We start from the raw sequence: 13125 nt of genomic DNA, 5'->3' as shown, positions 1-13125 counted from the left end.
GTGATCTCTCTCATCGTGCGGCGGCGGCCGCCGGGGTCGGGTGCTTGTGGGAGGCCTGGTAGGCGAGCATCGCGTCGAGCGTGGCGGTGCGATGGCGGCGCGCGGCGAGCTCGATCTCGAGCGGGTCGGCGCCCTGCTCGATCAGGTCGACGATGCGATCGTGCTCGTCGACGGACTCGCGCGCGCGGCCGGGCACGAAGCTGAACGAGGAGTCGCGCAGCATGCGCATCCGGTTCCAGCCGCGGTGCACCAGGTCGAGGATGTGCGGGTTCGGGCACTCCTCGAAGAGCACCGCGTGGAACTCGAGGTTGAGCTCGGTGAACCGGTGCGGGTCGAAGTCGTCGAGCGTGCGACGCATCCGCTCGTTCGCCGCCCGGGCGCGACGCAGGTGCTCGGGCGTGAGGTACGGCGCCGACAGCGCGGTGGCGGCGCCCTCGACGAGCGAGAGCGTCTGCATGGTGTGCAGGTACTCGGTCTCCTTGATCAGCGCGACCTGCGCGCCGACGTTGCGCTCGAACGTCACGAGTCCCTCGGCCTCGAGGCGGCGGATCGCCTCGCGCACCGGGACGACCGAGACGTCGAGTTCCTTCGCGATCCCGCCGAGCACGAGGCGGTACCCGGGCACGTAGCGTCCGTCGTCGATGCGCTCGCGGATGAATCGGTACGCGAGTTGCGACTTGCTCTCGGCGGTCATCTCGCCGCCGGTCCCTGACCCGGTCGAAGGGTGGCCTCGTACCGCGCCCGCCACTCGGCGTTCATGGGGAAGAGTCCGTCGACGGATGCCCCGGCCGCCACCTGCGTCGCGACCCACTCGTCCTCGGCCTCCTGAACGGCCGCCTCTCGGGCGACCTCCCACGCGAGGGCCGGCGGGATCACGATGACGCCGTCGCCGTCGCCCACGATCACGTCGCCCGGCTCGACGGCCGCACCGCCGCACGAGATCGCGACGTCGACCTCCCACGGCACGTGCCGGCGGCCGAGCACCGACGGGTGCGGGCCCTGCGAGAACGTCGGGATGTCCATGGCCGCGACGACGTCGAAGTCGCGCGTGCCGCCGTCGGTGACGATGCCGGCTGCGCCGCGCACCTGGGCGCGGAGCGCGAGCACGTCGCCGACGGTGCCGGTGCCCCGCTCACCGCGGGCGTCGATGACGAGCACGTCGCCCGGGCCCACGGTGTCGAACGCGACCTTCTGCGCGTTGTAGCCGCCGCCCCTGCGGGCGAACAGGTCGGGCCGGAACGGGATGAACCGAAGCGTGCGGGCGCGTCCGACTACGCGGGCGCCCGGCCGGTTGGCGTGCACGCCCTCGAGGAACACGTCGGTGTACCCGCGCTTGCGGAGCTGCACGCTGAGCGTTGCGGTGCCTACTGAGGAGAGCAGCGCGCGCAGCTCGTCGGTGAGCTCGAAGGCGGTCTCTGCGGCATCCGTCGACGTCGTGGCCAGGCCGGCGGCCTCGGCGTCGCCCCAGGCCTCGATGCGCTGGCGGTCGTCGACCTCGGGTCGCGACCCGAAGTCGCCGAAGGGCGCGGTGCCGTCGGTGATCGTCGTCACGAGGCGTCCGGAGCTCGGTGCGCCCGCGGCATCGGGCGCGTCGACCTCGACCTCGACAACGGCGCCCGGCGCGACCACGGACGACCCCGCGGGCGTGCCGGTGAGGATCACGTCGCCGCGCTCGAGCGTCATGAGCTGCGAGAGGTCGGCCACCAGCCGGCCGAACGGGAAGAGCAGCGCATCGCTCGTGTCGTGCTGCACGAGCTCGCCGTCGACCCAGGTGCGCACGCGCAGGCGTGCCGGGTCGACGGATGCCGCGTCGATGAGCCGCGGGCCGAGCGGCGTGAACCCGTCGCCGCCCTTCGAGCGCACGTTCGACCCCTTGTCGGCGGCGCGCAGGTCGTAGAGGCCGAAGTCGTTCGCGGCCGTGACGGCGGCGACGTGCCGCCAGCCCTCGTCGGGGGAGACCCGGCGCGCGGGCTCGCCGATGACGAGCGCGATCTCGCCCTCGAAGGCGAGGAGCTCGGTGCCCGCCGGCCGCTCGAGCGTGGAGCCCGAGGCGGCGAGCGACGACGACGGCTTCAGGAAATAGCTCGGCTGGGTCGGCGTGCGACCGCGCTGCGCGGCGCGGGACGGGTAGTTCAGGTGCACGGCGATGACCTTGCCGGGCGTGGCGATACCGGGGATGGCGGTGCTCATGGACGTCCTCGTCTGTCGATATCCGAAATCATATACGATCTGGCGACGCGCCGGAATCGCGTCGGGCGCGGGCGCTCAGTACTCGGAGCGGGCCGCAGCGCCGCCGTCGCCGATGAAGCGGTCGGCGAGAGCCTCGGACGCGCGGGCGAGCAGCTGCACGTCGGCGCCCACCAGCACGAACGCGGCGCCCGCGTCGAGGTAGCGGTCCGCGGCATCCGGGGCGAACGCGTTGACGCCCACGGGCGTGCCGAGCTCGACGCCGACGCGGATCGCGTGCAGCACCGCGTCGACGACCTCGGGGTGGTCCTGCTGCCCGAGGAAGCCCATCGACGCGGCCAGGTCGGCTGGCCCCACGAGGATCCCGTCGACGCCGTCGACGGCCGCGATCTCGGAGACGCGCTCCATCGCCGTGCGCGACTCGACCTGCACGAACAGCGACACCGTCGACGCCGCGGACGCGAGGTAGCCCGGCACGCGGTTCCAGCGGGCCGAACGCGCCAGCGAACTGCCCACGCCGCGCACGCCCTCGGGTGGGTAGCGCACGGCGCGCACGAGGTCGGCGGCCTGCTCGGGGGAGTCGACCATCGGGATGAGCAGGTTCTGCACGCCGAGGTCGAGGTACTGCTTGATGACGACCGCGTCGCCGAACGGCGGGCGCACGAGCGGCGCCACCGGGTACGCGGCCACGGCCTGGAGCTGCGCGAGGATCGACTCGGGTCCGTTGGGGGAGTGCTCGGCGTCGATGAGCACGACGTCGAGGCCGCTGCCGGCCGCGATCTCGGCGTTCAGCGCGCTGCCCGAGCACACCCACATGCCGGCGAGCGGGCGATCGGATGCCGCGATCCGCTGCGCGAGCGTCGGGGGGAGGGTCATTCGAACCGGCATGTCACCGTTCCCAACTCGCGGTAGTCCGCGTGCACCGTGTCGCCGCGGTGCACCCACATCGGCCGCGTGAACGAGCCGGCGAGGATGATCTCGCCCGCGTCGAGGGCCTGCCCGTGCTGGGCGAGCTTGTTCGCGAGCCAGGCGACGCCCATGGCGGGGTGCCCGAGCACGGCCGCGGCGACGCCCGACTCCTCGATCACCTGGTTGCGCGACAGCAGCGCCGAGACCCAGCGCAGGTCGACCGCGTCGGGCTTCACGGGCCGGCCGCCCACGACCATCGCGCCCATCGCGGCGTTGTCCGAGATCGTGTCGACGATCGTGCGACCCTCGAGCTCGACGTGCGAGTTCAGGATCTCGAGCGCCGGCACGACGTAGGCGGTCGCGTCGAGCACGTCGAAGATCGTCGTGCCCGGCCCCTCCAGCCGGTCGTGCAGCACGAACGCGAGCTCCACCTCGATGCGCACGTTCGAGAAGCGGTCGAACTCGACGGATGCCCCGGACTCGATCACCATGTCGTCGAAGATCACGCCGTAGTCGGGCTCCGTGATGCCGGTGGCGGCCTGCATGACCTTCGAGGTCAGGCCGATCTTGCGACCGACGACGCGGCGGCCGGCGGCGACGCCGCGCTCGGCCCACTCGCGCTGCACGGCGTAGGCGTCCTCGACGGTCATGCCGGTGTTCCGGGCGGTGAGCAACGGCACCGTTGTGCGGGTCCGGTCGGCGTCGGCGAGCTCGTCGGCGATCGCCGCGATCTGCGTTGGGTCGAGCACGTGCGCTCCACTTCGTCGTCGGATGCTGCTGGTATCTGATGCGGCGGTGCCGCCGCCGGGCCGTGGCCGCTGCGGGCGTCGTCGGATGCCGCTGACGACGCTGCTGCGATCGTATACGATCCGTGCGCGTCGTGTCGCGGCATCCGCTCGGATGCGGCTCAGCGGGTGTTCACGGCGATGATCTCGTGCTGGTACGGCGCGATGACCGAGCCCGAGATGCGGCAGTCGAGCACCAGGAACCGACGCTCGTCGACGGGCTCCGCCGCCCAGGCGCCGAGGCGGTCGAGGTCGGCGAGCTCGCGCACGACCACGCCCTCGGCGCCGACGGCCGCCCCGAGCGCCGCGAAGTCCACCTCGGGGATGCGCATGGGCGGTTCGGCGTAGCCCTGCAGGCCGTAGAGGTGCACCTCGGCCCCATAGGCCGCGTCGTTCCACACGACGGCGACGCCGCGTCCGCCCGCCGCGCGCACGGCGGTCTCGAGGTCGGCGAGCGCCATCAGGCCGCCGCCGTCACCCGTCGTGAGCACGACCGTCGCGTCGGGCTTCGCCGCCGCTGCGCCCGCCACGCTCGGGAAGCCGAGGCCGATCGACTGGAACGCGGTCCCGACCATGAGCATGCGGTCGGGCGACGCGACCGGCCAGTGCATGTTGGCCCAGCCGATGAAGTGCCCGCCGTCGGACACGACGACGCGGTCGTCGGGCAGCAGCTCGCCGATGCGCGCCGCGACCGTGCGCGGGTCGAGCCGTCCGTCGGCCGCGACGACGCCCGTGCCGGGATCGCGCGCCCGGAGCGGGGCGAGGTCGATCGAATAGCGCCATCCCGACGGCGTCGCGTCGAGGGCGGCCAGCTCGTGCACGAGCGCCCGGGCCACCACGGCCGCGTCGCCCCGCACGTAGCCGCCGACGTGCGGATGCGTCGCCGCGGGCGCCACGTCCACCTGCACCACGCGGGTGCCGGGCGCGAACAGGTCGCCGAAGCGCATCGTGAACTGGTTGAGCGACGCTCCGAAGACCACCGCGACGTCGGCCTCGCGCACGAGCGTCATCGCGCCCTCGGCGCCGAAGCCGCCCGTCACGCCGAGGTCGAAGCGCGCATCGGGGAAGACCCCGCGGCCGAGCGCCGTCGACCCGGTGATCGCGCCGGTGGCCTCGGCGAGGTCTCCGAGCGCCCGGCCGGCGCCGGCCAGCCAGGCGCCGCGGCCGGCGAGGAGGAAGGGGCGCTCCGCCTCGGCGAGCACGCGTGCGAGGCCGGCGACCGCCTGGGTGCCGAACGGGCCGGCCGGGGTGACGGCCGGCGGCAGGACGGGTGACGGGACCTCGGGGAGGTCGCCCGCGTCACGCGTACCGACGTCGTAGGGGATCGCGAGCACGGTCGGCACGCGGTAGGCGAGGGCGTGCTCGATCGCGATGACCGTCGTGGCCGCGGCATCCGTTCGGCCCACCGTGTACGTGCGCGCGCCGACGGCCGAGGCGAGCGCGACCTGGTCGACGCCCCACGGGCGCGGGCCCGACGTCGGCTCGTCGCCGACGACGAGGACAAGTGGCACCCTCGCCTGCACGGCCTCGGCGAGCGCGGTCAGCGTGTTCGTGAAGCCGGCGCCGTAGGTGGCGGTCGCGACGGCGAGCCGGCCCGACGCGCGGAAGTACGCGTCCGCGGCGACGACGGCGCCCTGCTCGTGCCGGACGGCGGTGTAGGCGACCGGGACGTCGTGGAGGGCGTCGAGGAACGCGGCGTTGCCGTTGCCCATGAGGCCGAAGACGTGGTCGACGTGGGCGGAGACGGCGTGGGCGACGTGCGCGGAGACGGAGGCCATGGCGAGTCCTTGGAGACGATGACGGATGCGGGGTTCCGTATGTGTCTCGCGCGGCCGCTCGCGGGGCCGGCTTCGTGCCCTTTTTCCGAGCACTGGCGCGCAGGCGCCTGGACGGGACGAGTATACGGCCCGCCCAGGCGTGGCGCGTCGAGGTCAGGCTCGGCGGTTGCTGAGCATCCGCACCAGCCACACGATCACTGCGATCACGAGCAGGACGATGCCCACCCACAGCAGGAAGTTCAGCGACTGCACGAAGCCGCCGGTGAACAGCAGGATGATGGCGACGATGGCGACGATGATCAGGAGGATGTTCATGGAGCTTCCTTCCCTTCGGGATCAGGCGAACATGCCATCGCACCTGGCCGGGCGACGGTGAGCGCCTCTTGGCGTCACTCGACCACAGTTCGATCGTCCTGTCGAGGGGTTTCCCAGAGTGTCGCGCATGCGATACGGGTCCGCCGCGCGGTGCAGAATGGGTCGGGTGAAGACGACTCAGCTGCGCAGGTACACGCTCGTCGACGGGGAGTACGACGCGTTCGTCGAGTGGTGGCGCGGCGCGATGCCCGCCGTCCGCCCGCCCGCGGGGTTCACGATCGAGTTCGCCTACGGCCTGCGGGCGTCGAACGAGTTCGTCTGGGCCGTGAGCACGCCGGGCGACCAGCAGGCGTTCCTGCGCCTCGAGGAGGCGTACCTGGCGTCCGACGCCCGCGCCGCCGTCTTCGAGGGCGTCCCCCAGCGCGTCGCCGCGTACGACGTCCGGTTCGTCGACGACGAGGAGACGCCGGTCGGCTGACCGCGGCCGTCCCGCTGGCCCCCGCGGCCATGCGGGCCGTCGGCATGCGCCGCCGCGTACACCGCACGTCCAGTCGGGGCCGCCTATGATCGAGGCATCCCCCCGGAACACCGACGGTCGGCGCTGCCCACCCGCGCGTACGGCCCGAGCATGACCACGGCGACGACGCCACGCGCGCGAGCCGGAGAGGAACGACGTGAGCCACGAGTTCGACGCCCGACGCACCGAATGGATCGCCAGGGAGGAGCTCGCCGAGCGGATGATCCCGCTCGTCGGTGGCCTCTACCGGGACCACGGGGTGGTGACCTCGATCCACGGCCGGCGCCTCATCAACCGCTCGGCGATCGAGCTGCTGAAGGCCCATCGCTTCGCACGCCAGGCCGGTGACGAGGAGCTGCCGCTCGCCGACACCATGCGCGTGCTCGAGGCCCTGCGCGAGCTGCGCCCCGGCCCGGCGTCGATCGACGTCGCGCGACTCGTCGCGCGCTATCGCGAGTCGGGCGAGCGGATGCCGCTCGTCGACTTCCTGCGCGTCGAGCTCGCCCCTGTGCTCGTCTCCGCCGGCGACGACGAACCGGCCGGCACCGACGTCGTGCTGTACGGCTTCGGCCGGATCGGGCGCCTCCTCGCCCGCATCCTCATCGCGCACACGGGCGGCGGCCGGGGCCTGCGCCTGCGCGCGATCGTCGTGCGCAAGGGCTCGGCGAACGACCTCGTGAAGCGCGCCAGCCTGCTGCGCCGCGACTCGGTGCACGGCCCGTTCGCGGGCACGATCGAGGTCGACGAGCAGCGCAACACGATCCTCGCGAACGGCACGCTCATCCAGGTCATCTACTCGAACGACCCGGCGACGATCGACTACACCGCCTACGGCATCCGCGACGCCATCGTCGTCGACAACACGGGCCGCTGGCGCGACGCCGAGGGCCTCGCGCAGCACCTGCAGTCGCGGGGCGTCGCGCGCGTGCTGCTGACGGCACCAGGCAAGGGCGCGATCAAGAACATCGTGCACGGCATCAACCACGGCGACATCGCGACGTCCGACCGCATCCTCTCCGCGGCGTCCTGCACCACCAACGCGATCACCCCAGTGCTCAAGGCGGTGAACGACGCGTACGGCGTCGTGCGCGGCCACGTCGAGACGGTGCACTCGTTCACGAACGACCAGAACCTCATCGACAACTTCCACGCGGGCGATCGCCGCGGACGCTCGGCCGCCCTCAACATGGTCATCACCGAGACCGGGGCGGCGAAGGCCGTCGCGAAGGCGCTGCCCGAGTTCGCGGGCAGGTTGACGGGCAGCGCGATCCGCGTGCCCACGCCCGACGTGTCGCTCGCGATCCTCAACCTGCAGCTCGAGCGCCCGACCGACAAGACCGAGCTCAACCGCTACCTGCGCCAGGTCTCGCTCACGTCGCCGCTGCGCCAGCAGGTCGACTACATCGAGTCGCCCGAGGTGGTGTCGACCGACTTCGTCGGGTCGAACCGGGCCGGCATCGTCGACGGGCTCGCCACGATCGCCGACGGCACCGACGCGGTGCTCTACGTCTGGTACGACAACGAGTACGGCTACAGCTGCCAGGTCGTTCGCGTGATCGAGGCCATGGCGGGCACGCACCCGCTCGTGCTCCCCGAGCGCGAGCCCGTGCTGGTCGAGCGCGAGCTGGTGTCGGCCTCGGTGGTCGAGTGACCGGCCGCTCGACCGTCGGCCGCACGTAGGCTGAAGGCATGAGCACCGAAGCCGTCATCGTCGACGTCATCCGCACCCCGGTCGGTCGCGGCAAGCCCGGCGGCATCCTCTCGGGCGTGCACCCCGTCGACCTGCTCGCCGGCGTGCTCGACGCGCTCGTCTCGCGGAACGACCTCGACCCCGGCATCGTCGACGACGTGATCGGCGGATGCGTCAGCCAGGTCGCCGAGCAGAGCTACAACATCACGCGCAACGCCGTGCTCGCGGCGGGGTTCCCCGAGACCGTGCCCGGCACGACCCTCGACCGGCAGTGCGGATCGAGCCAGCAGGCCGCGGCGTTCGCCGCGCAGGCGGTCCTCGCCGGCCAGGCCGACATCGTCATCGCGTGCGGCGTCGAGTCGATGAGCCGCGTCCCGCTCGGATCGAGCGCGGCCGGCGCCGACCCCTACGGCCCGCGCCTGCGCGCGCGGTACCCCGATGGACTCGTGAACCAGGGCGTGTCGGCCGAGCTCATCGCCGCGAAGTGGGGCTTCACGCGTGAGGAGCTCGACGCGTTCGCCGCGCGGTCGCACCGCCTCGCGGCCGAGGCCGGGGCATCAGGAGCCTTCGCCACCGAGGTGGTGCCCGTGCCGGGCGTCGACGCGCTCGTCGACGAGACCGTGCGCCCGTCGACGTCGGTCGAATCGCTCGCCGGGCTGAACCCGGCGTTCCGCACCGACGCGCTCGCCGAGCGGTTCCCCGAGCTCGACTGGCGCATCACGCCCGGCAACTCGTCGCCGCTCACCGACGGCGCCTCGGCCGCGCTCATCATGAGTGCCGAGGCCGCCGAGCAGCTGGGGCTCGAGCCGCGCGCGCGGTTCCGCTCGTTCACGGTGGTCGGCAGCGACCCGCTCTACATGCTCACGGGCGTCATCCCGGCGACGGCCAAGGTGCTCGAGCGGGCCGGGCTCACGCACGACGACATCGACGCCTACGAGGTGAACGAGGCGTTCGCGTCGGTGCCGCTCGCGTGGCTCGCCGACACGGGGGCGGATGCCGCGAAGCTCAACCCCCGCGGCGGCGCCATCGCCCTCGGCCACGCGCTCGGCTCGAGCGGCACGCGCCTGCTCACGACGCTCGTGAACCAGCTCGAGGCCACCGGCGGACGCTACGGGCTGCAGACCATGTGCGAGGGCGGCGGCATGGCGAACGCCACGATCATCGAGCGCATCTGACCCACCGCTCGCCGAGCCCGTCGAAGCGGCACGCACCGGCGCTCGCTCGGGGAGCGGACTACGAAAGGACGCACATGGAACTCAGCGGGGCATCCGCGATCGTCACCGGCGGGGCATCGGGCCTCGGGCGCGCCACCGCGCGAGCACTCGTCGACGGCGGGGCATCCGTCGTGCTCGTCGACCTGCCCGGCCCGCGCGGCGAGGAGGCCGCGGCCGAGCTGGGCGAGCGCGCTCGGTTCGTCGCGGCCGACGTCGCGAACGCGACCGAGGTGCAGGCGGCGGTCGACGCGGCATCCGCCCTCGCGCCACTGCGCGTGGCCGTGAACTGCGCCGGGATCGTGACCGCGAACCGCACCGTCGGGCGCGACGGGCCCGCGCCGCTCGACGCGTTCGAGCGCACGATCCGCGTGAACCTCATCGGCACGTTCAACGTGACCCGGCTCGCGGCGGCGGCGATGGCCGCGACCGAGCCCGTGGAGGCGTCCGTGCCCGGGGGTCCGGCGACGGCCGAGCGGGGCGTCATCGTGAGCACGGCGTCGGTCGCTGCGTTCGACGGCCAGGTCGGGCAGGCCGCCTACTCGGCGTCCAAGGCCGCGGTCGCCGGCATGACCCTGCCGATCGCGCGGGACCTGTCGAAGCTCCTCATCCGCGTCGTGACCATCGCGCCGGGCATCTTCGAGACGCCCATGATGGCCGGCATGACCGACGAGGTGCGCGCCTCGCTCGAGGCGCAGGTGCCGCATCCGTCGCGCCTGGGGCATCCGACCGAGTACGCGGCGCTCGTGCGGTCGATCATCGCGAACCCGATGCTGAACGGGGAGGTCATCCGCCTCGACGGCGCGATCCGGATGCAGCCGAAGTAGCCGCATCCGGATCGTTCGCGCCGTCGCGGCGCGTCAGTACCCGCCGAGCGCCGACCCGCCGCGGTTGCGCGCGGCCTTGATGAACCCGTCGACGACGTCCCACACCGACACGCCGATGACGACGATGAGCAGGACGGCCGCCGTGACGTCGCTCCCCTCGCCCCACGGCCAGCCGATCGCCTCCACGAACTCGGGGGCGAACAGCTGCCCGCTCACGAACAGCCAGACGGCGGGGATCGCGAAGGCGGCGTTCAGGAGCACGTTGAGTCCGGCCATCGTCCAGGTCCAGCCGCGCAGGTAGATGACGATCGCGAAGACCGCCTCGAGCACCAGCAGGACGAGGAACCAGGGGATCCAGAACGACCACAGGGCGGGGTCGAGCACCGGGATCGGCTGGCGCTCGCCGCCGATCCAGACGACGCCGAACTGCTGCCACACGATCAGCACCGCGAACAGGGCGAGGAACACGAGCGAGGCGATGAGGTCGCCGAGCCGCCCGGCGCGGGCGTCGTCGCGAGGCTGTGGCAGCTGGTCGGGCGTCCACGTGGATGCGGGCATCGAGGCGCCAGGGCTGCGCTCGAGCACCGCGAACACGAGCGTCACCCAGAAGCAGAGGTTCACGAAGACCTGGATCGCCGTCGAAACCGTCGCGGCGACCATGTCGCCGACCTCGGCACCCGCCACCACCTGGCCGAGCAGCACGCCCGCGGCCGCGATCGGCACGACGATGGCCAGCAGCAGCTTCAGCAGCCGCCACCACATGAGGTAGTACTTGGGGCCGATGAGCTGCAGCGGGCGGTCGACGTAGCTCGCGGCGAGGGCGAGCGGGTCGCCGAGCTCGACGAGGGCGGCATGCTCGGCGTCGGCGGGCGCCGCGCCCCGCTCGACGTTCGCATCGGTCACGTCGCCGATGCGCTCGCGGAGCTCACGCGCGAACTCGGCGCGCTGGGCCTCGGGCAGGCTGCGGGCCGCAGCCCACACGTAGCGGTCGGTCAGGGTGGTCATCGTTCATCTCCCAGGTCGAGACGTGCGAGCGCATCGTCGATGCGGTGCCAGTCGTTCATGAGCGCGCCGGCGAGTCGCTCGCCGGCGTCGCTCGTGCGGTAGAACTTGCGAGGCCGGGCCTCGTCGGTGTTCCACTCGCTCGTGAGGAGCCCCTGCTTCTCGAGTCGGCGCAGGAGCGGGTAGAGGGTGTTCGCGTCGACCATGATGCCGAGGTCGTCGAGCGACTCGAGCAGCGCGTACCCGTAGTCGGGCGTGCGCAGCCGGATCAGGCACGCGAGCACCACCGTGCCGCGGCGCAGTTCCTGCAGGTGGCCGGCGGTCGTGTCATCGGTGCTCATGTCTCACACGATACTGTGTGTCGCACACTATTGCAAGAGACACGATGAAGTGACGGATGCCGCGCGCCCGCGGCATCCGTTCGGTCACTGGTCGGCGTGGGCCTCGAGGAACTCGTACACCTCGGCGTCGTCGACGCCCGGGAACGTGCCCGAGGGCAGCGGCGACAGCACGTGCGCGTGCAGGCGCGCGCTCGGCCACGCGTGGCCGGCCCAGCGCTCGGCGAGCCCGTCGGGAGCTCGGCGGCAGCACGCGTCGTCGGGGCAGGTCGAGTTCACCCGCACGGTGGTCTCGCGCCCGCGGAACCACTTCGCCTGCGCGAACGGCACGCCGACCGTGATCGAGAACTGCGTGGCATCCGTGCGCCCCGTCTGCGTGGCGCACCAGTAGGTGCCGGCGGGCGTGTCGGTGTACTGGTAGTTCTCGGTGGTGCGGTTGGTCTGCTCGAAGGCGGTGCGGGCGCTCCACTTCTTGCACACCCATTGGCCCTCGATCGAGCCCGTGACGTCGGTGGGCAGCGGAAGCCCGTCGTTCTCGTAGCCCTTCAGCAGGGCGCCGTCGCCGTTCACGCGCAGGAAGTGCAGCGTCATGTCGAGGTGGCTCGTGGCGAGGTTCGTGAACCGCAGCGCCGCGGCCTCGTGCGTCACGCCGAACGCGTCGCGGAAGTCCTCGATCGCGAGCCGCTTCTCCTTCTTCGCCTGCTGCAGGAACGCGACGGATGCCTCCTGCGGCATCAGGCAGGCGGCCGCGAAGTAGTTGATCTCGAGCCGCTGCCAGAGGAACTCGTCGTAGCTCGCCGGCGGCGTGTGCCCGAGGAGGCGGTGCGCCATCGCCTGCAGCGCCATCGAGCGCAGCCCGTGCCCGCCGGGGATCGACGCGGGCGGCAGGTAGATGCGGCCGTTCGCGAGGTCGGTGATCGACCGCGTCGAGTCGGGGAGGTCGCTCACGTAGATGAGCTGGAACCCGAGGCGCTCGGCCATCACGCTGACCTCGCGGTGCGTGAGCGCGCCCGTGCGGTGGCCCGAGGCGCGCACCTGGTCTTCAGCGAGCTGCTCGATGTCGGGCAGGTGGTTGTCCTGCGCGCGCATGCGCTCGCGGAGGTCGGTGTTCGCGCGCCGCGCCTCCTCGGGCGTCGCGATCGCCTCGCTCGCGCGTCGCTGCAGCTCGCGGTGCAGCCCGACGATCGACTCGAGCGTCTCGTCGCTGATGCCGCGGCCCGGGCGGATCGCCGGCAGGCCGAGGGTCGCGTACAGCGGACTCGACTGCGCGCGCCCGAGCTCGAGCTCGAGGGCGGCGCGCCGGCTCGGCGCCTCACGGGCCAGGAGGTCGGCGAGCTCGACGTCGAGGGCGCCCGCCAGGGCGTCGAGCGTCGAGAGCTTCGGCTCGCGCTTGCCGTTCTCGATGAGTGAGAGCTGGCTGCCCGCGAGGCCGACCGCCTCGCCCAGCTGGTCGAGGGTCAGGCCGCGCACGCCGCGGAAGTGGCGGATGCGCTGGCCGAGGGTGGCGAGGTCAGGGGAGCCGGCTCTCATGCCTTAAGAATAGCGAAAGATCGATGATTCTTAACA

Annotated in this window: 13 protein-coding genes; 4 read left to right on the top strand and 9 right to left on the bottom strand. The window is 72.4% G+C overall.

Annotation, left to right across the window (positions count from 1 at the left end; all coding sequences use genetic code 11):
* Positions 1-10 precede the first annotated feature (10 nt).
* From FYC51_RS02280 to FYC51_RS19085, 6 genes are all read right to left on the bottom strand, one after another.
* The gene (locus tag FYC51_RS02280) at positions 11-694 is read right to left on the bottom strand and encodes a GntR family transcriptional regulator (RefSeq protein WP_148732068.1); all 684 of its coding nucleotides are present in this window, start codon (positions 692-694) and stop codon (positions 11-13) included.
* Positions 691-2190, bottom strand: coding sequence for a fumarylacetoacetate hydrolase family protein (locus tag FYC51_RS02275; protein WP_148732067.1), 1500 nt, complete (start codon positions 2188-2190; stop codon positions 691-693). Before FYC51_RS02275 ends, FYC51_RS02280 begins: the two co-directional genes overlap by 4 nt.
* Before the next feature lie 75 nt (positions 2191-2265).
* Positions 2266-3075 (bottom strand): HpcH/HpaI aldolase family protein, encoded by an 810-nt coding sequence (locus FYC51_RS02270; RefSeq protein WP_148732066.1) that lies wholly within the window; start codon positions 3073-3075, stop codon positions 2266-2268.
* On the bottom strand, positions 3060-3845 hold the full coding sequence (hpaH, locus tag FYC51_RS02265; RefSeq protein WP_148732065.1) for a 2-oxo-hept-4-ene-1,7-dioate hydratase: 786 nt from the start codon (positions 3843-3845) through the stop codon (positions 3060-3062). The genes FYC51_RS02270 and hpaH overlap by 16 nt, the downstream gene beginning before the upstream one ends.
* A 158-nt stretch (positions 3846-4003) precedes the next feature.
* A complete protein-coding gene (locus tag FYC51_RS02260) occupies positions 4004-5659 on the bottom strand; it encodes a thiamine pyrophosphate-binding protein (RefSeq protein ID WP_148732064.1) in 1656 nt (551 codons plus the stop codon).
* A 153-nt stretch (positions 5660-5812) separates the two neighbouring features.
* The gene (locus tag FYC51_RS19085) at positions 5813-5974 is read right to left on the bottom strand and encodes a hypothetical protein (RefSeq protein ID WP_187432452.1); all 162 of its coding nucleotides are present in this window, start codon (positions 5972-5974) and stop codon (positions 5813-5815) included.
* Positions 5975-6140: 166 nt separating this feature from the next.
* Between FYC51_RS19085 and FYC51_RS19080 the strand changes: the two genes are divergently transcribed.
* From FYC51_RS19080 to FYC51_RS02240, 4 genes are all read left to right on the top strand, one after another.
* On the top strand, positions 6141-6452 hold the full coding sequence (locus tag FYC51_RS19080; RefSeq protein ID WP_187432451.1) for a hypothetical protein: 312 nt from the start codon (positions 6141-6143) through the stop codon (positions 6450-6452).
* Between the two features lie 196 nt (positions 6453-6648).
* Positions 6649-8142 carry a glyceraldehyde-3-phosphate dehydrogenase gene (locus FYC51_RS02250; protein ID WP_148732062.1) on the top strand — a complete coding sequence of 498 codons (1494 nt, stop codon included), beginning with the start codon at positions 6649-6651 and terminating at the stop codon, positions 8140-8142.
* A 38-nt stretch (positions 8143-8180) separates the two neighbouring features.
* Positions 8181-9356 (top strand): thiolase family protein, encoded by a 1176-nt coding sequence (locus FYC51_RS02245; RefSeq protein WP_148732061.1) that lies wholly within the window; start codon positions 8181-8183, stop codon positions 9354-9356.
* 74 nt (positions 9357-9430) lie between these two features.
* Complete coding sequence (locus FYC51_RS02240; RefSeq protein ID WP_148732060.1) at positions 9431-10219, top strand: SDR family NAD(P)-dependent oxidoreductase; 789 nt, start codon at positions 9431-9433, stop codon at positions 10217-10219.
* Between the two features lie 33 nt (positions 10220-10252).
* On the opposite strand, the gene FYC51_RS02235 is transcribed toward FYC51_RS02240, so the two are convergent.
* The 3 genes from FYC51_RS02235 to FYC51_RS02225 all read right to left on the bottom strand — a co-directional run bounded on the left by FYC51_RS02235 (position 10253) and on the right by FYC51_RS02225 (position 13089).
* A complete protein-coding gene (locus FYC51_RS02235) occupies positions 10253-11224 on the bottom strand; it encodes a permease prefix domain 1-containing protein (protein ID WP_148732059.1) in 972 nt (323 codons plus the stop codon).
* Complete coding sequence (locus FYC51_RS02230; RefSeq protein ID WP_148732058.1) at positions 11221-11562, bottom strand: PadR family transcriptional regulator; 342 nt, start codon at positions 11560-11562, stop codon at positions 11221-11223. Before FYC51_RS02230 ends, FYC51_RS02235 begins: the two co-directional genes overlap by 4 nt.
* A gap of 84 nt (positions 11563-11646) precedes the next feature.
* Positions 11647-13089 carry a helix-turn-helix domain-containing protein gene (locus FYC51_RS02225; RefSeq protein WP_148732057.1) on the bottom strand — a complete coding sequence of 481 codons (1443 nt, stop codon included), beginning with the start codon at positions 13087-13089 and terminating at the stop codon, positions 11647-11649.
* Positions 13090-13125 lie beyond the last annotated feature (36 nt).

It is taken from the genome of Agromyces mariniharenae (assembly GCF_008122505.1).
GTDB classification, from domain to species: domain Bacteria; phylum Actinomycetota; class Actinomycetes; order Actinomycetales; family Microbacteriaceae; genus Agromyces; species Agromyces mariniharenae.
Note: the sequence above shows the minus strand (reverse complement) of the source record. Positions and strands in the feature narration are given on the sequence as shown.